Annotated in this window: 20 protein-coding genes and 1 tRNA gene; 13 read left to right on the top strand and 8 right to left on the bottom strand. The window is 42.1% G+C overall.

The window, feature by feature from the left end; translation table 11 throughout:
- Window positions 1-74: 74 nt before the first annotated feature.
- The 5 genes from JO154_RS06635 to JO154_RS06655 form a co-directional block, all read right to left on the bottom strand.
- Window positions 75-2,318: a TonB-dependent receptor gene (locus JO154_RS06635; RefSeq protein WP_291943009.1), complete on the bottom strand. Its 2,244-nt coding sequence runs from the start codon at window positions 2,316-2,318 to the stop codon at window positions 75-77.
- Between the two features lie 221 nt (window positions 2,319-2,539).
- Complete coding sequence (locus tag JO154_RS06640; RefSeq protein ID WP_291943010.1) at window positions 2,540-5,749, bottom strand: DUF2723 domain-containing protein; 3,210 nt, start codon at window positions 5,747-5,749, stop codon at window positions 2,540-2,542.
- A 162-nt stretch (window positions 5,750-5,911) separates the two neighbouring features.
- The gene (locus tag JO154_RS06645) at window positions 5,912-6,208 is read right to left on the bottom strand and encodes an antibiotic biosynthesis monooxygenase family protein (protein WP_291943011.1); all 297 of its coding nucleotides are present in this window, start codon (window positions 6,206-6,208) and stop codon (window positions 5,912-5,914) included.
- A complete protein-coding gene (locus JO154_RS06650; protein WP_291943012.1) occupies window positions 6,205-7,032 on the bottom strand; it encodes an SAM-dependent chlorinase/fluorinase in 828 nt (275 codons plus the stop codon). The genes JO154_RS06645 and JO154_RS06650 overlap by 4 nt, the downstream gene beginning before the upstream one ends.
- A 220-nt stretch (window positions 7,033-7,252) precedes the next feature.
- Window positions 7,253-8,065 (bottom strand): SDR family oxidoreductase, encoded by an 813-nt coding sequence (locus JO154_RS06655; protein WP_291943013.1) that lies wholly within the window; start codon window positions 8,063-8,065, stop codon window positions 7,253-7,255.
- A 166-nt stretch (window positions 8,066-8,231) separates the two neighbouring features.
- On the opposite strand from JO154_RS06655, the gene JO154_RS06660 reads away from it, so the two are divergent.
- The 4 genes from JO154_RS06660 (at window position 8,232) to JO154_RS06675 (ending at window position 12,441) form a co-directional block, all read left to right on the top strand.
- Window positions 8,232-8,304: transfer RNA gene (locus JO154_RS06660), tRNA-Lys, on the top strand.
- A gap of 409 nt (window positions 8,305-8,713) precedes the next feature.
- The gene (locus JO154_RS06665) at window positions 8,714-9,898 is read left to right on the top strand and encodes a phospholipase D family protein (protein WP_291943015.1); all 1,185 of its coding nucleotides are present in this window, start codon (window positions 8,714-8,716) and stop codon (window positions 9,896-9,898) included.
- Between the two features lie 12 nt (window positions 9,899-9,910).
- Window positions 9,911-11,278, top strand: a complete 1,368-nt coding sequence (locus JO154_RS06670) for a DNA adenine methylase (RefSeq protein ID WP_291943016.1) — start codon at window positions 9,911-9,913, stop codon at window positions 11,276-11,278.
- Window positions 11,275-12,441: a site-specific DNA-methyltransferase gene (locus tag JO154_RS06675; protein ID WP_291943017.1), complete on the top strand. Its 1,167-nt coding sequence runs from the start codon at window positions 11,275-11,277 to the stop codon at window positions 12,439-12,441. The genes JO154_RS06670 and JO154_RS06675 overlap by 4 nt, the downstream gene beginning before the upstream one ends.
- A gap of 191 nt (window positions 12,442-12,632) precedes the next feature.
- Here the strand turns inward: JO154_RS06675 and JO154_RS06680 are convergent, their stop codons facing one another.
- Together JO154_RS06680 and JO154_RS06685 are read right to left on the bottom strand one after the other, a co-directional pair.
- A complete protein-coding gene (locus tag JO154_RS06680; RefSeq protein WP_291943018.1) occupies window positions 12,633-13,256 on the bottom strand; it encodes a hypothetical protein in 624 nt (207 codons plus the stop codon).
- Between the two features lie 68 nt (window positions 13,257-13,324).
- Complete coding sequence (locus JO154_RS06685; RefSeq protein WP_291943020.1) at window positions 13,325-13,987, bottom strand: heavy metal-binding domain-containing protein; 663 nt, start codon at window positions 13,985-13,987, stop codon at window positions 13,325-13,327.
- 449 nt (window positions 13,988-14,436) lie between these two features.
- On the opposite strand from JO154_RS06685, the gene JO154_RS26485 reads away from it, so the two are divergent.
- From JO154_RS26485 to JO154_RS06705, 5 genes are all read left to right on the top strand, one after another.
- Window positions 14,437-14,511, top strand: coding sequence for a hypothetical protein (locus JO154_RS26485; RefSeq protein WP_366935569.1), 75 nt, complete (start codon window positions 14,437-14,439; stop codon window positions 14,509-14,511).
- 72 nt (window positions 14,512-14,583) lie between these two features.
- Window positions 14,584-14,727, top strand: a complete 144-nt coding sequence (locus JO154_RS06690) for a hypothetical protein (RefSeq protein WP_291943022.1) — start codon at window positions 14,584-14,586, stop codon at window positions 14,725-14,727.
- Window positions 14,728-14,915: 188 nt separating this feature from the next.
- The gene (locus JO154_RS06695) at window positions 14,916-15,365 is read left to right on the top strand and encodes a hypothetical protein (RefSeq protein ID WP_291943024.1); all 450 of its coding nucleotides are present in this window, start codon (window positions 14,916-14,918) and stop codon (window positions 15,363-15,365) included.
- 468 nt (window positions 15,366-15,833) lie between these two features.
- Complete coding sequence (locus JO154_RS06700; RefSeq protein ID WP_291943026.1) at window positions 15,834-16,658, top strand: AraC family transcriptional regulator; 825 nt, start codon at window positions 15,834-15,836, stop codon at window positions 16,656-16,658.
- A 60-nt stretch (window positions 16,659-16,718) separates the two neighbouring features.
- Complete coding sequence (locus JO154_RS06705; protein ID WP_291943027.1) at window positions 16,719-18,167, top strand: nitrilase-related carbon-nitrogen hydrolase; 1,449 nt, start codon at window positions 16,719-16,721, stop codon at window positions 18,165-18,167.
- A 53-nt stretch (window positions 18,168-18,220) separates the two neighbouring features.
- Here JO154_RS06705 and JO154_RS06710 read toward each other — a convergent pair whose 3' ends face one another.
- Entirely contained in the window at window positions 18,221-18,586 is a 366-nt protein-coding gene (locus JO154_RS06710) for a nuclear transport factor 2 family protein (protein WP_291943028.1), read from the bottom strand.
- Window positions 18,587-18,869: 283 nt separating this feature from the next.
- Between JO154_RS06710 and JO154_RS06715 the strand changes: the two genes are divergently transcribed.
- From JO154_RS06715 to JO154_RS06730, 4 genes are all read left to right on the top strand, one after another.
- A complete protein-coding gene (locus tag JO154_RS06715; protein ID WP_291943030.1) occupies window positions 18,870-21,338 on the top strand; it encodes a histidine kinase dimerization/phosphoacceptor domain -containing protein in 2,469 nt (822 codons plus the stop codon).
- Window positions 21,339-21,356: 18 nt separating this feature from the next.
- Entirely contained in the window at window positions 21,357-23,306 is a 1,950-nt protein-coding gene (locus tag JO154_RS06720) for a sigma-54 dependent transcriptional regulator (RefSeq protein WP_291943032.1), read from the top strand.
- 197 nt (window positions 23,307-23,503) lie between these two features.
- Entirely contained in the window at window positions 23,504-24,466 is a 963-nt protein-coding gene (locus tag JO154_RS06725) for an AraC family transcriptional regulator (RefSeq protein ID WP_291943033.1), read from the top strand.
- 34 nt (window positions 24,467-24,500) lie between these two features.
- Entirely contained in the window at window positions 24,501-25,274 is a 774-nt protein-coding gene (locus tag JO154_RS06730) for an alpha/beta hydrolase (protein WP_291943034.1), read from the top strand.
- Window positions 25,275-25,596: the final 322 nt, after the last annotated feature.

Here is a 25,596-nt window from a genome sequence, read left to right on the forward strand (position 1 = left end):
TCGCAGACGTCATTTCCGGGGTTTTGTCTTTTTAGTCGACCCTGCCCCGCGGGCAGGCACGACAGTTAATAGCGTTAGAATCGAAAGGCAATACTCCCGGCCACATTACGGGGCATCTGTCTTTCAACAGTTGTCCACCCGTTATAGTATTCCTTATTGGTCAGGTTATTGACTTTCAACGTGAGTACATAGCGTTTGGTATCATAGAATACAGATGCATTCAGTACAGTATATGCTGGGAGGGTGAATTTACCCACAATGCGATTATTGGCCACTACATTGTCGCTCACATAATTTCCTCCGAAACCGGCTCCCAGTCCGTGTAATTTGCCACTGCTCACAGCATAGCTAATCCAAAGATTCGCCAGGTCAGTAGGACCTGCTGTTACTGGTCGCAATCCTTCTTGGTAGTCGAAGGTATTTTCCAGTTTACTGTTATTGTGGCTGTAACCGGCCACGATATTCATGCCTGGCAGTGGGTTGGCGGTAGCTTCCAGCTCTATACCACGACTGCTTTGCTTTCCACCTTGGGTGGTATAGTTCAGTTTATTGCCATTGGCATCTGTATAAAAGCTCTGGTTCAGGATATTGGATACTTTAATATCGTATACCGTAGCCGTAAAGCTCAGTTTATGCTGGAATACATCCAGTTTTACACCACCTTCTAGCTGATTTGCCTGTTGGGGCTTAAAGGTAGTAGTGAGTTCCGGGAGGGGCTGTGTCTGCGGAGCTACATTCTGAAAACCATTCATATAATTGGCGAATACGCTTACTTGGTCTTTCAGCACTTGGTACACCAATCCAAACTTAGGCGACCAGGCGGTTTGCGTATAAGGCGACGGCGCTTTGTTGCTGATATAATTGGTGACGCCTTTGTAATCGAAGTAGTCGAACCGCAAACTGGCCATGGCTATGAGTTTATCGGTAATATTTACTACATCGGAAATATAAATCCCGTAGGTATTATTAGTAGTCCTGTTTTTTGTAGCGCCAGACTGGTTAGCGGCGGCCAGTTTAGCATCCACACTTTGGCGGTTTAAATTGTAATAATTGGGATCATAAATGTTCACCGTACTTACGCTGTCGAATAGTAGATAAGGAGAGTTGTCGTTGCGGACTTCCATCTGCATATAATCAAATCCCACCAGGATGCGGTTGCGCACATTACCGATTTTGAAATCGCCCGTAAAATTCTGTTGGATATCTGTATTCGAAGTAGTAGCATTTTGGTGATATACAAAGCGGCTCAACAGCGTATCATTTGCTCTGTTGGCGCCTGGCGCAAAGTTGCCTTTGTCCAGGAACATTACATAAGAATAATAACCATTGCTGCGGGCTTCGCTCCGGGATACGCTGGTTTGGGATGTCCAGTTGTTGGACATTTTATAGGTGGCCTGTGCCTGGAGATTGACCGTAGGCGTTTTATAAGTAATATCATCGCTGGTGAAGGAGCGTTTGAAGTCCATGCCCAGTTCTGTAGGATTATGCGCGATCAGTGGTCTGCTTCTGTTGAGAAAAACCATGAGGGCATTGGTAGATTCGCCGGTGCTGAATACGGAATTAAAATTGAAAGTCAGTTTATCGTTTACGCGGTATTGTAGACTAGGCGCGAAGAACAGGCTTTTAGACCAGCCAGCATCCTGCCAGGAGTTTTGTGATTGGTATGCCGCGATGGTGCGCAGGGTCAGGGAATTATCGGGTTTGAGTGGCGTATTAACGTCGGCGGATACACGGTTTAGGCCGTAGCTGCCGCCAGTATAGGCGATTTCGCCACCGAAGCCATCATAGGGCTTTTTTGTTACCAAATTGATGAGGCCACCGAAAGAGATCAGCGAACTACCGTAAAGAGTGCCGGAAGGACCTTTTAGCACTTCCATTCTTTCCACATAAGCCGGATCGCCGATGCCGTTGGTGAGTCCGGGTAAACCGTTTACCATCGTGGGTTGCACCGCGAAACCGCGGAGAGAGAAATAGCCTGCCCCATCGGAAGGGCGGCCAGTAGAGGACCAGAGTTTAGTAATCCCGGGAACATTCTTTAGTGCATCATCCAAATTGGTTGTTACTTGTTGTTGCAATAACTGGGCATTTACCACAGAATAAACCTGTGGATTTTCCAAATTTCGCAAGGGCAGTTTGGCGATATATTGAGATTCTTTATTAGTAAAGCGGCGTTGAGAGCCAGTGATGGTCACTTCAGACAGTTGTCTCTCTGAAAATTCCTGACGAGTCTTTATTGTATCTGTATTATGTTGTGCCGATACCATTACAGTAATGGCCAGCAGTAAAGTTGTTACGACTAAGAGTTTTCTAAACATCATTTGCTATTGAATGGGTTGAAATATTTCGATTGAGGGAGCAAATGTCTGCATCAGGATTTTTTGGGGAGACTCGGATCCGGAAAAGGAATTACGCAATCCGGAAATTGGTAGGAGTGGGAACTAAAAAGTGGCATCAAAAAAAAGAGCGTGACGTCTTGCGACGTCACGCTCTTTTTTATCTTTTTCGTCGTTTCTGCCCAGCGGGCAGGGACGATTTGCCTTTATTTCTTAGCTGAATCTGTAGTATTTACCTGTACGCCGTTTTCAGGGATAGCAGGATGTTGACCAGGATGACCGAAATCTTGTTTCATACGTTCCATCCAAGCGATCATTTGTTGAGCAGCTTGTCCGTCGCGTTTCAGATCTTCTGTCATTCTGTTGTCTGGCAATTGGTTGTAGTAACGAATCTGCTGGTTACAATCTTTGATGATCTTATCAGCCACTTCATCACCTTTTTTCACATCACCCGCTTGGTAGTAAGCGTAGGCTACTTGCAGGGAAGTGTAGTTGTGCATGTTACCAGGAGAAGTCATAGCGTAAGGATAGTTCTGATCCAGGATATTTTTATCCATGTAGTTCAGTGCTTTCAGCGCGCTATCTTTCTTACCATCGGCAGCCATAGCAACGCCCAGTTTAGAGAATGCCTGACGCAGGTACAGCAGCATTTTCCTGTTAGGTTCGTCGAAATAAGTACCAGGTGTTTGTGCACCACCGAATTCGAATTTGGTCATCATGTTATTGTACATCACGTCTCTGTTGATGTTGATGTCCATTCCGATTGGGTCGTTGTTTGGCGCTTTAGCCAGTGGCACCAGGCGGTAAGACAGACCATCCGGACGGAGGTAGTCGTTCAGGCCCAGGTCAGTAGGGCTGGTGAAGTAGATTGGACGTTTCCAGTTGTTGGTAGCGATGATATCGTAAACGGCCAGGTCATTTTTCACCAGGTAGTTTTTGCTGACTTTGAAAGGCACCTGTGGCAGAATGCGAGCGCTATCAGCAGCACCTACTACGCCGTCTTTCAGAACTTGTGCTTTATCAACAGGGATGAAGAGTTGACGGGTAGGCAGGAAGTTTTCAGAACCGCCATCTTGCGTTTGTACTTTACTGTTAGGATCGTCTGAACCCATGAAGCCAACGATTTCTTTCAGGTTGAAGTATTTATCAGCAGGGATATTTCCTGGATCGAAGAAGCGGATGAAGTTGCGGGTTTCGCCGCGGTATTTATCAGGTGTCCAGCTCATTGGGATCGCATCGCTGTTGTTTACTTTCACGCGTTGCTGATCGATGTACCAGTCTACACCGAGGAGGCTCAGGTTAATTACGCGAACGTCTGTGCGGATACCTTCTACTTCTTGGGCGTACCAGAGTGGGTAGGTATCGTTATCGCCGACAGTGAAGAGGATCGCGTTAGGAGCGCAGGATTCGAGGTAATCTTTTGCTACGTCTCTAGCGATTGTTTTAGTAGAGCGGTCGTGGTCATCCCATTCTTGGAAGGCCATCAGTGTAGGTACTGCCAGGAGGCATACTACTGTGGCGATAACAGGAGACATCGCGCTCTTGGTTTGTTTTTTCAACCATTGGTAGAGCGCCAGTACGCCGAGGCCGATCCAGATAGCATAAGCATAGAAAGAACCTACATAAGCGTAGTCACGTTCACGTGGCTGATTACCTGCTTGGTTGAGGTATAATACGATAGCAAAACCAGTAAAGAAGAACAGCAGGGAAACTACCAGGGTATCTTTACGATTGTATTTGTAATGGAAGAAGAAGCCGACGATACCGAGAATGAAAGGCAGCATGAACAGGCGGTTATGCGCCTTATTGTTGTTCAAACTGTCTGGCATAGCGGATTGGTCGCCATACATGAAGTTATCCAGAGGAGGGATGCCGGAGATCCAGTTACCATCACGTACGTTACCATAACCTTGGGTATCGTTTTGTTTACCAGCGAAGTTCCACATAAAGTAGCGGAAGTACATGAAGTTTACCTGGTATTGCAGGAAGAATTTCACGTTATCACCGTAGGAAGGTTCTTCGTTTTGACCGAGTCCTAACCAGGAGCGGTAGAAGTCTGCGTGACCTTGATCGTTGCTACCATCCCAAACGCGCGGGAAGAGCATCATATCTTTAGCGTCATACACAGGATCGATTTTTTTACCAGAAACTTCATATTTCTTTTCGCCGCGGGCGTAGATTTTACCACCTTCTTTGTATTCAGTTGGGCGGGCGGTAAATTTCTGTCCGTAGATCAGCGGGAAGTCGCCATATTGTTCACGACCGAGGTAACCTACCAGGGAGATCGGATTATCTACGTTATACATATCCACAGCAGGGTTGGCGGTAGAGCGTACCATGGTGGTGATGTAGGTAGAGTAACCCAGCAGCATGAACAGGATAATAGCGATAGTCAGTTTGCTAGAGTGGTATACTTTGGCAGTATTCAAGTTTACGCCAAAGGATTTCAGCACGTATGGAATGGCCAGGAAGATACCAGCCAGGATCAATTTCAGAATGATAGTGCCGGTAGATGTATCATTAAACGCAGGGATAATGATAATCGTAGCGATCACGATCAGCGGCGCATAGATACCGAATTTAGGTTTTCTGTAACCGATGATGAGGAGTGCTGTGAGGGCGAGGAAGTAGAATGTGAAGCCAGTAAAGAAGCCGAGGCCGAGGCTATTCACGAAGAATACGTCCATATAGCCGGAAGCTTTGATCGTATCTTGGATGATGAACTTCTGCACGATACCGGTCAGTGCACAACCGAGCATGAAAGCCCAGAAGGTACCCCAAGCGGTAGCTTTATATTTTCTGAAGTAGTACACCATTACCATAGCAGGGATGGTGAGGAGGTTCAGCAAGTGAACGCCGATAGAGAGGCCGAGCAGGTAAGCGATCAGCACGATCCAGCGGTCAGCGTAAGGTTCATCTGCTTCATTATCCCATTTCAGGATAGCCCAGAATACGATAGCTGTGAAGAAGGAAGACATAGCGTATACTTCACCTTCCACAGCGGAGAACCAGAATGAATCAGAAAAGGTATAGGCGAGAGCACCAACAGCGCCAGCGCCCATAATAGCGATCATTTTCTCACGGGAAATCTCTTCACCGGCTTTTACCATCAGACGACGGGCAAAGTGAGTGATTGTCCAGAAGAGGAACAGGATAGTGAAACCGGATGCGAGGGCAGACATGGTGTTAACACCGAGGGCGGCCTGTGATGGTTTCAGGAAAAAGCTGAACAGTCTTCCGAGCAGCACAAACAGTGGGGCTCCGGGCGGGTGGGGTATTTGTACCTTGTACGCGCTCGAGATGAATTCGCCGCAGTCCCACAAACTGCCGGTTGCCTCCATTGTCTTGATGTAAACAACGCAGGCAATCACGCAAATGATCCAGCCTACGATGTTGTTGGTCCTTTTAAAATTCATAAGGTTGTTTTAAGGTCCGACAAAAATAGAAAAAGTAGCAAATTATGCTAATCTGCCGAACAGTTTTAACTTTTTGTAAATATCTTTATTATTTATGACTAATTGGTATACAATGCATAAGATTAAATATTGATTAAAATTATGCAAGAAAATTAGGTCCAATCAGGGGAGGATTACAGTGGGTAAAACGCTCCATGCTGCTGGTTTTGCGGCGAAGAGGATTTTGGTGGCAGCCCATGTTTCCCGGAACAGGTCTGAATTTCGGTAGTTTTCGAGTGCGTTTTCTGATTCCCATTTGCTGAAGGTAAAGAAGGTATTACCGGAAGCGGGGTGTTCCCATAATTCCAGGTGCAGGCATCCTGGGAAGTTTCTGATTTGTTGTTGTTGGCGGGAGAATAGTTCCCGGAAGGAGTTCACTTTATCTGGCTGGAACTCCATTTTAACGATACGGTTGATCATTGAAAGATAATTCTGACAGTTTGGTAGTATGATAATTGTTGGAAGCCTGCGGGTTGGGTGAGTTGTTCACGTCTGAAACCTTGCAGGCCGAAAAGGCCGGCGGCATTTCCTTTATTGATGGCGATTTCCAGGTAGCCGGCGGCGTTAAACAGGGCCAGTTTGGTACCTTCAGGAACATCAGCGTAGGTTTCGCTGATTTGGCTGATCACTTCATCTCTGCGGAAGAAGATACGGAATTTTCTATTTCTGCGTTGGGCGGCGAATTGTTCGCGGGTGATATTGACTACAACGTTTTCGAAGCTATCGATATGGATGATTTGTCCTTCGATGAAATCGTCTCCGACGAGTGGTTGCAGGTTATTTTTCACGACGATTTGCTGGGTGAGGGGGGCCAGTTCGCCGAGAGCGGCGCCTCTGCTTAGTTCGCGAGCAGCGGCGGCGAGGAGTTTAATAATGGAGAAAGTATTTCGTGGTTCTTCCTTTGCGAGGGGAATTTTGATCACTTTTTCCGGCATACCTCCGGCGATCATGGTTAGCAGGCCATTGTCGGCACAGCCGATGTATTGACCGTTATGTTCGGCCACGAGTACATGATCTGGGCGGCGATCGAAAAGATTGATCAGCACGAAGTGAAAGGTGCCTAGGGGAAAGTAAGCGAAGGCGCTTTTACAAATATAGGTAGCTTGTGGGAGGTTGAAGGGGCTGATATGATGGGAGATGTCTGTAACATGACATTCCGGGCAGTATTGCCAGAGCTGCCCTTTGATGGCACCTACCAGGTAATCCTGCAAACCAATGTCTGATGTTAATGTAATTATGGACATGCCCTAAAATCTAAATCCCAACTCCTGTAAATCATTCACACGTCTATCTTCACCGCATGATGGTCACCTATGTGATTCGCTTTCCTGTCAAAAAAGGTGCCATCGGTGTTGTAAACACAACCTGACTGCAAATAAAGACAAAATTACAATGCGATGGTAAATTAACCGCAATTTTAAGTATTTGTACGTACTAACGTTAACGGCTAAAGGCAAAAATTGTTTATTGCAGGGGGGAACCTGGTTCCTTTTTGAAGTGATTGAAGACGATACCATCCAGTATACCTGGTATTATTTTGCTTAGCAGTACGGTCAGTTTACCTTGTGTGGTGAGTACGAGTGTTCTTTTTCTTTTAGCGATGGCGTTGCCAATGCGGTGTGCCACTTCTTCCGCGCTCATCAGTTTATCTTCATTGAGGGGTGTTTCGCTTTGTGCTTGTCCTTGTGGATTGAGGGCGGTGTTACGGATATTGGAGGCGGTGAAGCCTGGGCATACCCACATTACGTTAACGCCTGTACGAAGATTTTCTGTTCGCAGTGCTTCGAGGAAGCCTTGCATGGCAAATTTAGAGGCGGAGTATCCGGTACGCGCTGGTAAGCCGCGGTATCCAGCGATAGAGGAAACGCCCACGATAGCGCCTTTATTTTCCAGGATGGAAGGGTAGGCGTATTTGGTACAATAGACGGTTCCCCAGAAATTGATATCCATTAGGGATTTCAGCACGCTGAGGTCTAGGTCTTTGAATAAGGCCCGCATGGAGATACCAGCGTTATTAATGAGTACGTCAATCTTTCCGAACTTTGCTAAAACAGCTTCCATAAAAGCTTTGCAGTCGCTCTCAATGCTTACATCCGCTACAAAGGTGAATACCTCTGGCGCATGCAGTTCATTTTTCATGGCTTCGAGGGCAGCTTGTTTTCTGCCACACACGGCCACTTGGGCGCCTTGTTTGCGCATTTCTGCAACCAGGGCTTTCCCAATACCTGATGAACCGCCTGTGATGACAACTGTTTTATTCTGAAAGGAATTACTCATGTATATTTTTTTGCCTCACAAAAATAGGTGAGAATTCCATGCAATGAAAGTTCTCATGTAAAAATATTGTCTGGTATTAGACGCTGGTGGCCAGTTTAGAAAAAATATAGAAAAAAATTTGGGAGATATGAAATATTTCCTACTTTTGCGCTCCCATCACGGGAATGATTCCGTAGCTCAGTTGGTAGAGCAATACACTTTTAATGTATGGGCCCTGGGTTCGAGTCCCAGCGGGATCACAGGAGAAATTTAGAAGCCTTCATATCATTGGGACTGAAGGCTTCTTTGTTTAAGGATTTCACTGAAGCTACTAATCATTTTTAACTGCTTGAATGGAAAGCCGGAATTGGTTCGAGTATCATTGGGATGTTGGACTTTCTCACTCCTTCAATAACTTTCTCACTTCAAGATCACATCTTTATTTATGTGCCTTCCTGGCTTAAGTGAAAATTTCTGATTTTCTGCTTTGTTAAACTGTTTGTAATAAAGAAATACAAATTACGTATATATATGGTATCTCCTATACCTCCCAATTACTAAGGCAAGCAGCCATTAGGAAAGAACATTGTTTTTTAGTATATCACGTTGATATTTTACAAGTTTGGTCAAATTTGGGTTCATTAGTATTCTGGTGGAACTTATGTATATTTGAGGATTAACGATGATTTAAAAAATCAGATAATTAACACCTTTACACGAAATATTTATATTAAAATGCTTCATTTTCAAGACCCGTATTTTTCAAACTCTTATACGCTCCACGAAGCATTAATTCAATCCTGTTCGGCTTCGGTTCTTGGAAAAGGAGCATATGCCTTTGCGTCTAAAGGGGGAATTGAAATCCTTTTTAAAGATAGCGTATTTGATTCCTTATTAGAAAGAGGTGAGTATTCATTGATCATTGGCATAGATGAAATTACCAATCTCGCAAGTTTAGAGATTCTGCACGACATCAAATCTGTTCGACCAAGCTTAGCTATTAAAGCATTTGACCATAATAACAGGGGCTCGCTTTTTCATCCTAAGTTAAGCTATTTTAAAAATCAGGATGAATCAGGAACACTCATAGTTGGCTCAGGAAATTTGACTTTAGGAGGCTTGCGCAGAAACAGAGAAGCTTTTAGTCTTATGCAGCTTTCCAATGAAGAACTTCAACGAATTGAACAATATTGGAGTGCTTGGTTGTTGCATTCTGATCAACTTTTAAAAGAAATTGATCATCCTGATGTAATAAGAAAAGCTCGGGATAATCAATATGTGAGGAGAACAAGAATAATACGACCTGATGAAGAAGTAGAGATTGAAATTGATGCTTTACCTGAAGGAGTTGATGATGTTGAAATTTTACAGCAAGATGGATGGCAGTTTTACCCTGATAGTGAAGTGCTAATTGCTGAAATTCCAAGAAGTGGTGATAGATGGAAGCAAGCTAATTTTGATATTGACACTTTTCGAAACTTTTTTGGAGCGATACCAGGAGATAATAGCCAAAGAATACTTCTACGAAATATCAATGATGACTTCTCTATGTCTGAAATTGAAGTAAGACCAAGCGTGTCTGTCATTAGTCAGAATTACAGATTTGAATTAGATGCCGCCAGTGGTTTGCTTTATCCAACCGAAGGAAAACCTATTGGAATATTTGTAAAAGTCACAACAAGGATGTTTCTATATCATCTTTATATGCCTGGCCAGCCTTTGTACGCAGAACTTAACGAATGGTTACAAATAAATTGGGCAGGTAGACGAGACAGAATGAAAAGAATTACAGCAAGAATAAGCCAAATACCTGCTATTATTGGACAATCCGTCTTCAACAGGTATCTTATTTAAACATAGTAAACAATGGTGGTAAAGGAAAAGATGGAAAATGGAAATGTAGCCTTAAATAAACCTGAATCTTTTAGGACTATTCACTATTTAGGTAGCAAGTTAAGAGTCCTTGAGTTTATTAAGAAGGTAGTTGATGAGTTAGATCCTGACAGGAATGGGATTTGTGATTTATTTGCGGGAGCAGGTTCGGTTAGCCAATATTTCTCCTTGGAAAGGAAAGTGGTTTCAGTCGACATTCAAAACTATTCTAACATTATTTGCTCAGCACTTTTATTTCCGGAGGAAAGTTCTTTGGTTAATTCGTTTGTCGAAAGGATGAATAATTCCAAATTTATAGTTGAATATCAAAAAGCGTTTCAACCTCTAATTATCTTGGAAGATTCAATAATTAATGGTGAATTAGGGACAAACTTAGAAGCCGTTTGTCACTTTTTAGAAAATGGGTCTTTATATTCTCATTTATCAAAAGATAGGGAAAACGATATACGGTCTGAATTAGGAGAAGCATTTAATAGAGTGGAAGAAAACTTAAAATCCTTTGAGGGTAATTCATTTATTGCTTCGAAGTATTTTGGTGGTATTTACTTTTCATACAAACAGTCTGTAATCTTAGATGCTATTATCACTGAAATTGGGAATACTAATATTAAACATCAAAGCTTCTTACTCGCAGCTCTTTTAAGTACAGCAAGTGACATTGTAAATACTGTCGGCAAACAGTTTGCTCAACCAATAAGGCCAAGAAACAAAAACGGTCAACCTAAAAAAGGAATTCTAAAACAGTTGCGAAAAGATAGAAATATTGATGTTTTTGATCTCTATAACCATTGGCTGAATAAGTACTCAAGCAATCAATTTGCCGAAAATGGACATCAGGTATTGGGAGTAGATTTCAGGGAAGCATTAATGAATCTAAGCGATGACGTACGTATAGTTTATGCCGATCCGCCTTATACGAGAGATCATTATAGTAGATTTTATCACGGCCTGGAAACTTTAAGCTTGAGGGACTTTCCGACGGTTTCTAAAACAAAAATTGGTGGCAAGGAAAGATTTAGCAGGGGGCTTTATCGAGAGAATAGAGAACAGTCTGATTTTTGTATTAGGTCCAAAGCTCCAAAGGCGTTTGAAGAGCTATTTAAACTTGTTTCCGAGAAAAATAAAATTCTGTTGCTCTCATACTCTCCGTATGATAAATCAAAAGGAGCCCATCCCAGGGTTATGGAGATCGAAGCGTTGGAGAAGATGGCTAGGGTTTACTTTGACTTCGTGGAAATTCGTTCAATTGGTAATTTAGCACATAGCAAATTGAATAGAACAGACTTACATTTAGAAGCAGAAGAATCAGCAGAAGTATTGATAATTTGTCAGAACAGATGATGGAACTTAGATATATTAAAAAGCATTCCTCACCTTCAGGTGATAGCCTGACAAGAAAAATAATTCAAGGTGAAAATCTTGATGTATTAGATTTGCTATCACATAATTATAGTGGTAAAGTTAAATGCATTTATATTGACCCTCCCTACAATAATGGAGAGAACTATACGCATTATGACGACTCTGTTCATGAGGAATGGATAGTAGAAATAAAAAGAAGACTCGAAAAGCTAAAACCGCTATTGAAATCAGATGGAAGTATTTGGATATCTATTGACGATTCGGAAGTTCACTATCTTAAAGTAGCGGCAGATGAAATATTCGATAGAAGTAATTTTGTCACCACGATAATTTGGCAACAAAGAACAACAAGAGAAAATAGGAAAATATTTTCGAATAACCACGAGTATATACTCGTTTATGCTAAAAATAGATCGGACTTTTCTAAGTCCATGAACAAGCTAAAAGGAAATGGTGCGCAAATTGCGAGGTATAAAAATCCTGACAATGACAAGCGAGGGGCATGGCAATCTGTTTCATTAAACGTGCAAGCAGGGCACGCTGTAAAATCACAGTTTTATGAAATAGTTAGTACATCCGGCAAAGTCCATATCCCACCTAAGGGCAGGTGCTGGGTTTATAATAAACATAAGATGGACGCTCTTATAGAAGATGGTAGAGTATGGTTTGGAAATGATGGTAATGGTGTTCCAAGGCTTAAAAAATTTTTATCAGAATCTGAAATTATAATAACACCCGAAACACTTTGGCTTGCTGACGAAGTTGGAACAAATAAAGAAGCAAAGAAACATTTGATGAAGCTATTTCCTGAAAAGGACATATTCGATACTCCCAAACCAGAGAGGCTGATACAACGAATATTGGAAATAGCAACAAAGGAAAATGATTTGGTTTTAGATTCATATGTCGGAACGGGTACAGCTATCGCTGTTGCTCACAAAATGAAAAGGCAATATATTGGAATTGACAAAGGTGAACATATTATTGACTACGCTGTTGCACGCCAACGGCTGGTTTTAGAAGGCAAGGGGTTAGGTGTTTTAGAAAGAAAGTCTGAGGAGCATGAAGGGTTTGATTTTTATAAACTAACCCCTGAAACAAGTAACAAGGAAATTGCTTCAGTCAACACGACTTTCGCATAGGCGAGTTGATGAGCAAGATTCAGCAGTAGTTCATCGGAAAAAATTAATAATAAATTGGGGTTCTGTGCTTAACTTTCGTAAATCAAACACAAAAAGGTTCGAGTTTTGTACCATAAGGATCACAGGATAAAGATTGAAACCTGCGCCTGGCGCAGGTTTTTCTTTTTTAGTCGAATTGGCTGTACCTGACCTTATTGTTGTAAAAATGTCTCTCGGCCTGTATTGTAATTGTTCGTAATTATTCGATGCATGTAAAAAGTTGGTACTGATTCATTGCCTTGCTCTTCGCATCTCATTTTATGGTAGACACTTTCAATTCCCATTTCTTTAAGCTCTTTAACCACATCAGAATGATTCCACCACCTATCCCATTTGTCCCAAATTACATTGCTGTTGAAGTCACCCGCAATAATTATTTCACGTTCAAAAAAATATCGCTTGTTAGTTTGAAGGTACTTCCAAAATTGGCCAATATATTCAAAAGTTGGTGAATTGTTTTGGTGTGTCCAAATTCCTAATAGTTGAAAATCATTGTTTACTAGACAAGGCAAAAAGTACTTAACAGTGTGATCTTGAAAATGATTGCTCCATGGCAACGATGTAATCTTAATGTTTCGTCCTGCAAAAATCCCTAAACCGCGGTTCGGTATATCACCAATCCATAATGAATTACTAGACCATTCCCTATATCTCTCATGCTTGGTTTCTTTCGGATTTTCACATTCCTGAATAATATAAATATCTGCGTTTAATTTGTGTAACGTTTCGAATTTATCTCTAAGAGTGCCATTGCAGTTCCAAGTTACGATTTTCAAGTTTTATGCTTTTACGGGTGTCTATCTATATTTGGAGAAGCGATATTTTAAAAGTTTCTTTATTGGGGTTAATTTAATTTTTCAAGGATTTCCGCATACTTATTATTGGAAGCGTGCAGTTTATCAGCTAGAAACGATATTTTCTTTATTGATTCAGCTTTATACTGGTCAAGGACTTCAAGGTTGTTTAATTTTACCACGGTACCAGACATACAAACCATGATCATGCCTTTCTCGCCTCCCATTTCAGAGTAATCAATATCAACCGCAATAACTGCATTGCCACCCACCCTCACTGCTTTTGACCTTATTTGTTGGAGGCATAGTTCCTCACCGCTGGCTATTTTCTTGTTATAGGCTTGGGATTGCATTCCAAAAAAATCAGTCCAAGAGGCCCCGACGTCTGTAAATAGACCGGTACCGGTTGTACTTTGACCAGTTGCTAAACCTAACACTTTATAATCCCAGTTAAATGGGCTGAGTGTGGTAATCACAGGCACATTTTTAATATGCTCCATTATTTCATCCTGAATCTTTTTCCGTATAGCCACAAATTTGTTGAATGCCTGATCATACGTATCAGAAAGGCATTTGCTGCAACCTGTAATTTTTGGGGAGTTGTTTATTTCCGCTATTAATTCGGATTTTATGTCACTCATAAGGAAATTGCTACTGAATACGCCGTCCTTTATTTTGGCGCCGCAATTTGGACAAGATGTTAAATTATTCATACGCAATCAATTGATAGTGAACAGAGATTTATCTATTGAATATAAATAAATATTTTCTATTGAGTAGATATTTGAGCATTCTTGGCATATGTTGAGATGAAAAAGTTTTGGTCGCTAGTCGTTTGTGGAAGATAGAACCGGCCGGCTTCGCCAGCCAGTTTCACGTTGGAGCATGGAGCTTTGCTACCTATTTTCCAGGATAACAGCTATTGAAAATATGGAACAGGTAAACCAAAAGAAGAAAGGTAAAGGGGCCGCCCTTTAAAGCCAGTGAAGAAAGAAATGCGTACAGGCGTTAGGTTTACAAAGGCGGAGTATTTTATTGTAAAAGGAATGGCTTTAAAGGCCGGAATGAGGTACACTGGATACATCCGTCATATGGCACTATTTGGGGCTGTAATCCCCTGTTCAAATGACGAGGAAAGGCCGTCTTTAAAATGCTCATTGGTATGGCTAATAACATCAACCAGCTATCTAAACAGGCACACAATGAAGGTATGCTTAAGGCCCATGGTGTTTTTTGAAAATTACCGTCAGCAATTGGATGACATAATAAACTGGAGTGTAAATGGAGTCTGCCAACATTCTACCGTAAGATGAGTACGACCCCAATAAATGATCACGAACCGTCTGCCATGTTGAGTAATGTGGAGATTGAAATGGTCATCAAAATCTGGCGGCAAATGATCAAAACTACCAATGAAAAGTTTGAGGCAGGAATAAGAGAACGAGCATTATAATAAATGGAAGGGAGGCTGTATAAATCGGCCTCCCCATTAATTGGAGTCTCGTTGTACCAGATGTTCGTATCTTGACTTTTACCCTTACAGGATTACATTACAACTGCCGAGGATATACGTTATAGATTTTTTAAATTACATTGGATTATAAAAAAACCTGATAAATTAAAATTGATTTTGGTATTCCTATGGGCTATGAATTACACATTACACGTCAGGATACATGGTATGACGAGGATTTTAGCAAGCAAATATCGATGGAGGAATGGAAAAATTATTTAACTGATGACCCAGAAATGAGGCTAGATAATTATGCAGAAGCAAGTTTTGAGGATGGAAGTGTGCTAAGAATTGAAGGTGAAGGGCTGGCCGTCTGGACCAAACATTCTCGTCTCCTTAATGTATGGTTCAGCTATTACAAAGGAAATATTTGCGTTAAAAGTCCCGATGAGGAAGTTATATTGAAAATGGTCAACATTGCCCAAAAACTTGATGCCAGAGTTCAAGGCGACGACATGGAATATTATGGAAAAAAAGGTTTGATACTTCCAGATTCCCAAGTGGTAACAAATGTTCAATCTTGGCGACGAATGTACAATAAGTTTACTTCGTTTTTCAATAAATGGAAAAAACAATAATCCATACGCAATTTGTTTGAAATGGAGGCGCCACTTACTGCGCCTCCATAGTTGTTTTAATATACATTTTTTACCGGGTGATCCATATTTATAATATTTCCGCGTTTGGCCCAGATGTCCTGTACCAAATTGGCCGCCTCTTCTGGTGTAATCCTTATATACCGGTAAAAGTCTCTCAGACTCTCATGTCCGCTGATTTTCATAATTAATTCTACCGGTGTACCTACCAGAAACTCATTCGTCCAGAATGACCGGCGGCAGGTATGGGTGGTGATCCACCTTCACTACAAATCTGATCCACAACATATTCGCTGTTTCCCCAAACTCATCATCCATATCTATTTATCCATAATATTCTATCGCAGTAAATTTTACGATTTTTGTATATTAAATTAGGGATCAGAAGTTGCGATCGGGATGTACAAAATGCGCAAGAAGGAATAAGAATCATCTTATTTAAATCGATATATGCTCTATTACCAGCAATATTATCCATCCATTCAACTGGCAGACTTCATAGAATGCTATTGGGTATTACATGCGCCGGATCGGTTTATGGATGCACCTGACCGCTTAATACCAGGCGGACGAGTGGAACTGATCTTTGATTTTGGCGACCCGACGGATTGGTTAATAACAGCGGATAACCCTCATGGCACCCGTTTGAGTGGGCCGGTGATTATGGGACAACGCAACCAAATTTTTTATGTGAAAAGTACTGGTAAAGCAACGATGCTAGGCTTGCGTTTTAAGCCCGGCGGACTGGCAGCATTTACTAATTTGCCGGTATCTGATCTATTAAATATCCTGATGCCTGCTGAACTTATTTTAGGACCGGCAGTAAAAAGCTTGGAGATGCAGTTATCAGATTATCCGGATGATGACAAGCGAATACAAGTACTGGATGCTTTATTAAAGACCGCATTAAGAAATACACCAACTGATCAGTCAGTGGTTAACCTAAGCATTGATATGCTGCGTAACAGTCAGGATGATATATCTATTGACACCGTCTGCCAGCAAACAGGATGGTATTATAAAAAGCTGGAGCGGATTTTTCTGAAAAATATCGGGTATACACCGAAGTATTACCATAAAATACTTCGTTTCAATAAAGCAGTTAGGTGTATGCAAGCCTCACATACCCTAGCTGATGTGAGCCATTTATGCAATTACTTTGACCAGGCGCATTTCATCCGTGATTTCCGGTTGTTTACTGGCACCACTCCCAGCCAGTTTAAAAAAGAGGACAATAAAATAGCGGATATGCTCATAAAACATCAGCGTGTCTAAAATATACAATTCTACCCCGGAAAAACCGTATAGCTTTGACAATAATACTAAACTTATATCATGTCGGAATTAAAACCGGTCTCCAAAGCATTATTAGCCGCAGGACTGCTTTTTGCGGGTATTTGCTGGTATTTATCGTTTAGCTTATCAGCACATATTTGGTGGCTATTATGGTTGGCGCCTATTCCCATACTTTATTTGGCGTTACGACTTACAGGCAAATGGGCTTTCTTATTAGCTTTTGCTGGTTACTTAATTGGAAGGCTTAGCTGGGTACCTTATTTATTAAGTATTTTACCTCTGCCGCTGGTGTTTGTGTTTACACTGTTTATGCCCTTGATTTTCGCAGTACTGGTGATAGCTGCTAGAAAGCTGATGCTTACCTATTCCCATTGGTCCACTGTATTTGTATTCCCTGTTTTGTTTACTACAATGGAGTATCTCTGGATCATCACCACCCCGGACGGAACGGCAGGCAGCATTGCCTATACACAATGCGATTTTTTACCACTCGTGCAGGTCGCTTCTCTGACAGGCATACAGGGGATCACCTTTTTTGTCACTTTTATCCCTACAGTTGTAGCGTTCATCATTTACCGGTATCAACAAAAACAATCCATCCGCGCACTTTCCTTTGTAACTATTGGCGTTTTTGTAGCTACGATGGTTTGGGGTGTGGTGCGTTTACATCAAAAGTCTGTTGCTGCTAAATCATTGCAAGTGGGTATGGTGACCATTGATAAGCGGGCTTATCACAAAGAATTTAAAAAAGGGGAGGACAGGGATTTGTACTTAGCAGGCCTTTACCTGAGCCAGGTAGGGGAATTGGTAAAGCGGGGGGCAGAGATAGTTGTGTTTCCTGAAAAAATATTTACTGTAAGAGATAACCGCCGCCAAGGTTTCATTCAGCAGTTTAAAGATACTGCCATTGCACATCACGTAGGCATCGTTGCTTGCGTGGCACAGCAAAAAGGGGACTATTATGAAAACAGGGCTTGGGTGATAGATAAGGACGGAAAGCTCCTGGCAGACTACCAGAAAGTACATTTGGTGGTAGGAGAAGTGCTGGATAGCGTACTACCAGGAAAAGAACCCGGTATATTTCTCAGGAACGGTGCACCAGAAGGAGTGGCCATTTGTAAGGACATGGATTTTCAGCAATACATCAGCAGGTATGGTAAAGCAGATTGTAACGTTTTATATGTACCGGCCTGGGACTTTGAGCGAGATGGTTGGCTGCATAGCCGGATGGCGATCATGAGATGTGTGGAAGGCGGTTATGGAATGGTAAGAAATGCCAGGCGAGGTAGGCAGACTATCAACGATTATTGCGGCAGGGTTTTGTATGAGGCCAATAGCGATAATAGCACGCCTGTAATGTTAATAGGCCGCGTAGATATACAGCATTATCCTACACTTTATAACAAGTGGGGTGATTGGTTCAGTATTTTAAATACCATTGCATCGCTGGCGTGCCTGGTACTTTTAGTAAAAGCCAGGCGGAAATAATAGCGCCCTCACGCTTCCAAATGTGTTATCCCGTTATCAAGCAATATATTTAATTACCCATGATACACACGGCTAGCAACAATCAGCCCGTCCGCTATTTCCAGCACCTCTGCGACCAGCATATCTGGTTCTGTGGGCACTTGTCTGACGTATTCCATAAAAACCCGCTCATCATTTGCTGTCAAGGTATTTATTTGATAATGCAGTTCTGGAATTCTATCAAAAGCATCCTGCCACCACTTCCTTAATGCATCCTTCCCACTCACTAGGCCGTTGGTTTCCGGGTGACGTATTTTTAGCTTAGGGCTGTAATGCACCGCCTGGTCATGATAGAGAGAAAGTAATTTTTCAAGATTACGTGCATTAAATGCATTGAGCCATGTTTGAGCGATATATTCCAGATTGCCGTTTGTTGACATAAAATATGTTTAGATAGTTGGTGGTCAAAAGTAGGGAAAGTTCGGTGATTAAGTCTTAGAGCACTCCCGTATGTATTAGGAAATCCCATTCCCTCTCTTGAAAATAGGGAAATAAGGCAACTTAATAGGTAAATCAACCATCATTTAATCCGTCGCCATCTCCGAAATTTGGGGATAGGAAGCCCTTCGCAGGCATGAAAAAAATTTGAGGATAAAATTGTATCTTCCAGTATACTCAACATGCTGTTTGCGGTGCTTAGGTAAGAGTATTAATTGCTGCTGCATGAATTTAAGGAAAATGCTATTATTACTGCTATTAATAGCCCCAATGGCAGTAATCGGACAGTCCAAACCTGGTTACCGGACCCCTTCCCGATTGGCTGGGAAAAATAAAGATACTGCTACCATATCTCAGTTGCTTCAAAAAGCAGCGGCAGATTTAGACAAAGGGGGCGACCCTGAAAGAGTCCTATACTACATTCAACAGGCAGATACTTTGTCGCGCCAACTGGGTTATCAGAAAGGACAAGGGGAATGCGCCCTACTGATGGCTACATATCTACAACAACAGAACAAGCTTGCTGAGGGTATTTCCTTTCTTATAAAGGCGGAATCCATCTTCTCCCAAATGAAGGCCACAAAGGAACTGGTTCGAACGTATAACCTGAGAGGCATAATGGACACGAGTCTCCCTACAAGATCAGCCTACTATGAAAAAGCATTAGCCCTTTTGAATGCAACCGGCGACAAACTAGGTATTGCTACCATCTTACCAGATTACAGCGAGGTAAAAATGCTGCAAGCAGAATTACCTGCCGCGGAACAAATGCTTAAAGAAAGTATAAGACTGTTTACCGAATTGGGGGAGACACGTGTTCAATGGTCTTACGGACTTCTTGGCGCTGTACAGTGGCAACAAAAGGAGATGGTAGAAGCCCTGAAGAATGAACTTACAGCCATTAAGATTGGCGAACAGTACGCTGATACGAGCATGCATATGGCTGAGATTTATAATTATGCGGCGCTGATTTACTTTAGAATGGGGAAGTTAGAAGAATCGACCCAGTACCTGTACAAGGCGCTCAACACCGGTAAATATGCTCAGGATCCAATGCTAGTGGTTCAATTTAGATCTAACCTGGCCAATGTGCTGATTCGCCAAAACAGGCTTAAGGAGGCACTGGATAATCTGAATATTTTGGAAAAATCTTATGGATCAACGTTACTGCTGAATCCAAAAATACAGATGTTGAGTCGATTTGTACGTTGCTATTCGGAGTTACATGATTTTAAGAGTGCAGGTAGATACGCTGATCAACTCATGGAAATATCAGATTCGTTGAAACCCGACGAATACGACCAGATACCTATTTACACAGAGCTCAATCGATTTTTACTAGCCAGTGGGCAGTATGATCGAGCAAAACGTTATGTGGACCAGCAAAGAATGGTGGCGGAGAAGTTTAAATTACCGGAGCATAAGATGCAATTTTACAATTACCGCTTCAGGATTGATTCTGCTAAGGGTGATTGGGCTTCCGCATTCCGGAATTTTCAATTATATACCATAGAGAAAGATGCTGCGTTAAACGAAAAGACGGTCAACCAGTTGAACCAACTCCATGTTCAGTTTGATACAGAGAAGAAGGATAAAGAGATAGAATTGCAGGAAAAAAATATCAAAATCCTGGTTCAGCAGGCAGCCCTACAAAAAGCACAATCAGATAAAAGTGCGCAAGACCTAGCATTAAATCGGCAAACACTGCTGCTTAAACAAAAAGACCTACAAAACGAAAAGCAACAAGTCGATCTACTAACAAAGAAATCTCAGTTGCAAAAAGCAACCAGTGATTTCCAAGGCCAGCAGTTGCTTATCAGGCAAAAAAATATTGAACTGCTTAAACAAGAGAACAAAATTCAGGAATCGGAATTACAGCGGGCAGGGCTCCTTCGAAATATGATGATTGCTGGTGCAATTGGATTAGCCTTGATTCTGATATTAACCTACAGTAGGTACCGTATGAAGAAAAAGACTTCCGATAAATTGGCACTTCAAAGAGAAGAAATCAAGCAGAAAAATAATTCACTGGAAGCGTTAATAGGAGAGAAGGATAAGTTGCTGATAGAGAAAGAATGGTTGGTAAAAGAGGTACATCATCGTGTGAAGAATAACCTGCAAATGGTTATTAGTCTGCTGAATAGCCAATCGGCTTACCTTGCCAGTCAGGATGCCGTTGCAGCCATTAGGGAAAGTCAACGTCGGATGCATGCCATGTCTCTCATACATCAACGGCTATACGAAAAAGATGAGTCTATCATTGACATGAAAAGTTATATCGAAGAGCTGGCAAGTTACCTCAAAGATAGTTTTGATTGCCCGAATGTGGAATTCGTACTTGATTTACAATCGTTGACACTGGATGTATCAAAGGCTATTCCACTAGGACTTATATTGAACGAGGCTATTACCAACTCATTGAAATATGCTTTCCCCGACTTCCTACCAGGGCATATTTTGATCACGTTGAAACATGTATTATCGGAGGTGGAGCTTATCATTGCCGATGATGGCGTGGGGATAGAAGCGAATCAAACCATTCATAGGAAATCATTAGGTATGAGCCTGCTGAAAGGACTTACTACACAAATAGGCGGTACCTATCAGATATATACGGAGAATGGCGTTGAGATAACCGTTCGGTTCTCTGCTGCTCAGATGAGCCATACGACCTCTCAGCATATGGTTGAATAATTATAACTGACAAACGCCATGAAAAAGAAAGTACTGATTGTAGAAGATGAGTTTGTAGTTGCGAACGATCTTGAGATCATGCTGGAAGCATCGGGATACGAAACAACCGGTATTGCGGCATCTGTTGCAATTGCGCTGGAGTTGATAGCAAAACATACTCCCGACTTGGTTTTATTGGATATTCAGCTCCAAGGGGAACTGACTGGAATTGATCTTGCCGATCAGTTGAGAAGTAGGAATATCCCCTTTATATATCTGTCGGCCAATTCAGATCAGCACACATTATTGAAGGCAAAGGCAACAGCACCCTACGGCTTTTTGGTTAAACCTATCAGGCCGAAAGACCTGCTAGTTACACTGGAGATAGCCAGTTACCGACATGAACACAGCCTCGAAGCTTTTTTATTCCGTAAGGATCGGCTGCGGCGGTCTTTGGTCATGTTGTTGCAGGAACAGCAGGACAAAGTTACGTTGTTGGTTCGGCTGGCGGAATCGCTCCAATTGGCGGTACCCTTTGAATTGCTTTGTTTCTCCTATAAAGGTTATGATGGAAAACATTATTTCCGAGGAGTGTACAGGAGTAGCTTCAGCGAATACCAGGAGATTGATAACAGTGGACTAAATATGATTGCTACGAGAAGTAATATGGACGTGGAGAAGGCTTTGTCTGGCTATCCCGAACCATGCCTGTTACAGCAGTTGTCTGGATCCGCATATGATGCTTTGACGCAGCAGGACCCGCTTGTTGGATTACTGGATCGCTGTTACAATTTCCATTCGGTGATACGGGGAGACATACACGCACCTGGATTGGATCATTGCCGACTATATATCTTCAATAAAGCCTCGAATGGGTTTGATGACAGAGAGGTAGCTGTTTTGTCGGAGATGCAGGAGTTGATTGGCAGGTTAATGCTTGGGATGAACCAGCCAGGGAATAAAGTTTTGACGCATACGGAACCTAGTGGAAATCTCATTGCAAGGCCATTCATGGAAAAATTCATTGGGAAAAGTCATTCGATATCTCATTGCCTAGATTTAGTAGAACAGGTAGCACCGCTCAATACATCTGTATTGATTACAGGGGAGAGTGGTACTGGCAAAGAATTACTGGCGGAGGCAATTCATGAATTGTCGCAACGCAGCCGTCAGCCGTTTATTAAGATTAACTGTGCCGCATTGCCGTATTCCCTCATTGAATCGGAGTTGTTTGGTTATGAGAAAGGCGCCTTTACTGGTGCAGTCAGTAACAGGATGGGCAAGTTTGAGGCTGCCAGTGGCGGAACGATATTCTTAGATGAAATAGGGGAGATGAGTATGGATGTGCAGGCAAAATTGTTGCGCGTGCTCCAGGAGAAAAAGGTGCAAAGAGTGGGCAGTCATAAAATGATAGTTACAGATGTTCGTCTTATTGCTGCCACCAACCGAAACTTGGAGCAGGCGGTGGCGGAACATCGATTTCGATTGGATCTTTACTTTCGATTGAATGTATTCCCAATACATTTACCTCCTTTGAGACATAGAAAGGAGGATATTCCACTACTGGCCGACTATCTTGGAAAAAAGATTGCGAAATCTATTGGCCGTGCGTATTACGGCATATCCTCCGAAATGTTGGAGGCGTTAGAACGATATGATTGGCCTGGTAATGTGAGAGAGTTAGAAAACATCATGGAGCGAGCCCTCATTATGTCGGGTAATAATAAAGCAATGACTTTGCTACAACCGCTTTCCAGTATGAGGTTGCCCGTTGCAACCGATGATGCTACCTATAGCCATCCGGGTTCAATGGAGCAGTTTAAACAGCAACAGGAACGATCCGAGCGGGAATTAATAACCTCCGTACTGCGAGTGTCAAAGGGAAGGATTCGTGGTGCAGGTGGCGCTGCGGAGCAGTTGAATATGAAGCCCACCACACTGGAGTCCAAACTCATCCGCTTAGGTATTCGAAAGGAAGATTTCCAGTAGGGCCTACGAAAGTTCGTAGTTATTCTCTTGGAAACTCCGGATTTTCGGAGAAATATAGGAAGATGCTGTTTGCCAGCTTTTAATTTTTCTGTTATAAATATTGGATTTTCAATCAGATGTATGCAATGGGCTACCGCTTTTCCGATAGCAGGAATTCCGGCATATAAATCGAAGAGCAGTATTTAAAGTCAATTAAAATGACAGCATCATTGAAATACCCGCATTTTCAGACCCCATCATTCCAGGCGCCATTAATGAATGCAATTTATATGTGGCGACTTCAGCCTGATCTCGATATTCAAAAAGAATTGGTAGCTACCTACCTTGGACGGAATTGCGTATCAATCATTTTTGTGATGTCTGGTGGCGGCCGTTGTCAGCAACGAAATCAAGTATTACAGTTGGAAGCGTGTACAGTATATGTTGGATTTGGCGCTTGTTTCCATGATTTTGAATTGCCCCAGGAGTCGATCGGTCATTTTCTCCTAATTAATCTACAACACTCCCTCATTAGTTTTGACATCCTGACTTTCTTCTATGAAACCCTATTCGCAGGAGGTCCTCAGCGTTTTAACCTGGCGCCGGATATAGCGGAAGAGATTTATTGGGTAATGACGCGCATTCAAAATGATATCACCTCAAAAGACCAGTTCCGTCTTGATTTGGTACAGAAGTATCTATCCATTTTTTTAGTATATCTGAGATCGCATTCACAGCGTGAAAAAGTGGCGATATCTATGAGTAGAAGAGGAATGTTGGTACGAAGTTTCTTTTCTTTATTGGAGGAGAACTTTAAGGTAGCTAAAACTGTTGACTACTACGCTGGAAAGCTTTGTGTATCTGCGAAGCACTTGTCGAATGTGATAAAAACAGCATCGGGGATTCCTACTAGTTATCATATTAATCAGCGCATTGTTTTGGAAGCAAAGCGCATGGCGCAGGCCTCAGATGCGTGTTTGAAGGAAATAGCGTATCATTTGGGATATGAGGATGTGTCTGCATTCAGTAAAATGTTCAAAAGAGTAAGTGGGGAGACATTTTCAGATTACAGGGGTAGTCTGGAAATGGAACTTAGTAATATAACTACCAAACGAAGATCGGGAAATAATGACAACAATCCGGGAAGTATTGCCGTTTCGCGGTCTTCCGTTCCTAACTAGCTTTGTATTGTTAATTCTTAAAAACCTTAATTACATGAAAAATTTATTCTTTAAAATCAAAATTGCTTTTACCCTTGCGTTATTTGCTGTGTTATTGGGATTCAACACGACTCAGGCACAACAAATCAAAAATGTAGTGTTAGTGCATGGTGCATTTGCTGATGGTTCCGGTTGGAGGGCATTGTATGATATCCTCATTAAGAAAGGCTATCATGTTACTGTTGTACAAAATCCATTGAGCTCATTAGAAGATGATGTTGCTGCTACAAAGGTGGCATTGGATAACCAGGATGGCCCCGTGGTACTAGTAGGTCACTCTTGGGGTGGTGTTGTTATCACGGAAGCGGGCAATCATCCGAAAGTTGCGGCCCTCGTGTATGTATCAGCTTTCCAACCAGACAATGGAGAAACTGCATTGCAATGGTTCCAGACTGCGAAGCCAGCACCAGAAAATGGCGTGCTGCCTCCTGATTCCAAAGGCTTCGTATACTATGATAAAGAGAAGTATCATGCAGGCTTTTGTGCTGATATCCCGAAAGACCTAGCGGCATTCATGTATAGTTCCCAGGGTGCATTTGCTGGTAAGTGTTTCGTTACACCTGTTACGCATGCTGCTTGGAGAGATAAGCCCACCTTCGCCTGTATTGCTACAGAAGATAAAACTATTACGCCAGAAATACAACGCGCCATGTACAAACGCTCCAATACCAAGACAACCGATGTGAAAGGGAGCCATGTGATTTTTATGTCGCAACCACTGGCAGTAGCGAAAGTGATTGAAGAAGCATCAAAAGTAACTGTTAAATAAGTGTGCTGAAATATAATGTGGTGGCAGCGGGAGACACGGTCGCTCTCTGCCACCATTTTTTATTCTTTTTAGTGATTTGACGAATTCCTCTACTGTATTCTTTAAATGATTCAGCTTTGAATCATAAAATATCATAAGGAAAACGGGTGCCGTCAAGCCGCACTGGTGGAAGTTTTTTCATTATTAGATTTTAAAAAAAGATTCTAAATATTTTTCCCTCCTTTGATTTTTATATCAAAATAAAAACCTAGATTTAAATCCTCGTTAAACGCAATACTCAAAATAATCATTACCATTTATGTTCCCTTAGAATTGTTTGTAT

The sequence above is a fragment of the Chitinophaga sp. genome (assembly GCF_019236475.1).
GTDB lineage: Bacteria > Bacteroidota > Bacteroidia > Chitinophagales > Chitinophagaceae > Chitinophaga.

Excerpts from the sequence above, each read along its gene's own strand:
- JO154_RS06695 (WP_291943024.1), top strand. The coding sequence starts at position 14,916 with ATGGGCTATGAATTACACATTACACGTCAGGATACATGGTATGACGAG.
- JO154_RS06720 (WP_291943032.1), top strand. The coding sequence starts at position 21,357 with ATGAAAAAGAAAGTACTGATTGTAGAAGATGAGTTTGTAGTTGCGAAC.
- JO154_RS06640 (WP_291943010.1), bottom strand. The coding sequence starts at position 5,749 with ATGAATTTTAAAAGGACCAACAACATCGTAGGCTGGATCATTTGCGTG.
- JO154_RS06685 (WP_291943020.1), bottom strand. The coding sequence starts at position 13,987 with ATGAATAATTTAACATCTTGTCCAAATTGCGGCGCCAAAATAAAGGAC.
- JO154_RS06705 (WP_291943027.1), top strand. The coding sequence starts at position 16,719 with ATGTCGGAATTAAAACCGGTCTCCAAAGCATTATTAGCCGCAGGACTG.
- JO154_RS06675 (WP_291943017.1), top strand. The coding sequence starts at position 11,275 with ATGATGGAACTTAGATATATTAAAAAGCATTCCTCACCTTCAGGTGAT.
- JO154_RS06670 (WP_291943016.1), top strand. The coding sequence starts at position 9,911 with ATGGTGGTAAAGGAAAAGATGGAAAATGGAAATGTAGCCTTAAATAAA.
- JO154_RS06635 (WP_291943009.1), bottom strand. The coding sequence starts at position 2,318 with ATGATGTTTAGAAAACTCTTAGTCGTAACAACTTTACTGCTGGCCATT.
- JO154_RS06700 (WP_291943026.1), top strand. The coding sequence starts at position 15,834 with ATGCTCTATTACCAGCAATATTATCCATCCATTCAACTGGCAGACTTC.
- JO154_RS06655 (WP_291943013.1), bottom strand. The coding sequence starts at position 8,065 with ATGAGTAATTCCTTTCAGAATAAAACAGTTGTCATCACAGGCGGTTCA.
- JO154_RS06715 (WP_291943030.1), top strand. The coding sequence starts at position 18,870 with ATGAATTTAAGGAAAATGCTATTATTACTGCTATTAATAGCCCCAATG.
- JO154_RS06650 (WP_291943012.1), bottom strand. The coding sequence starts at position 7,032 with ATGTCCATAATTACATTAACATCAGACATTGGTTTGCAGGATTACCTG.
- JO154_RS06710 (WP_291943028.1), bottom strand. The coding sequence starts at position 18,586 with ATGTCAACAAACGGCAATCTGGAATATATCGCTCAAACATGGCTCAAT.
- JO154_RS06690 (WP_291943022.1), top strand. The coding sequence starts at position 14,584 with ATGAGTACGACCCCAATAAATGATCACGAACCGTCTGCCATGTTGAGT.
- JO154_RS06730 (WP_291943034.1), top strand. The coding sequence starts at position 24,501 with ATGAAAAATTTATTCTTTAAAATCAAAATTGCTTTTACCCTTGCGTTA.
- JO154_RS06645 (WP_291943011.1), bottom strand. The coding sequence starts at position 6,208 with ATGATCAACCGTATCGTTAAAATGGAGTTCCAGCCAGATAAAGTGAAC.
- JO154_RS06725 (WP_291943033.1), top strand. The coding sequence starts at position 23,504 with ATGACAGCATCATTGAAATACCCGCATTTTCAGACCCCATCATTCCAG.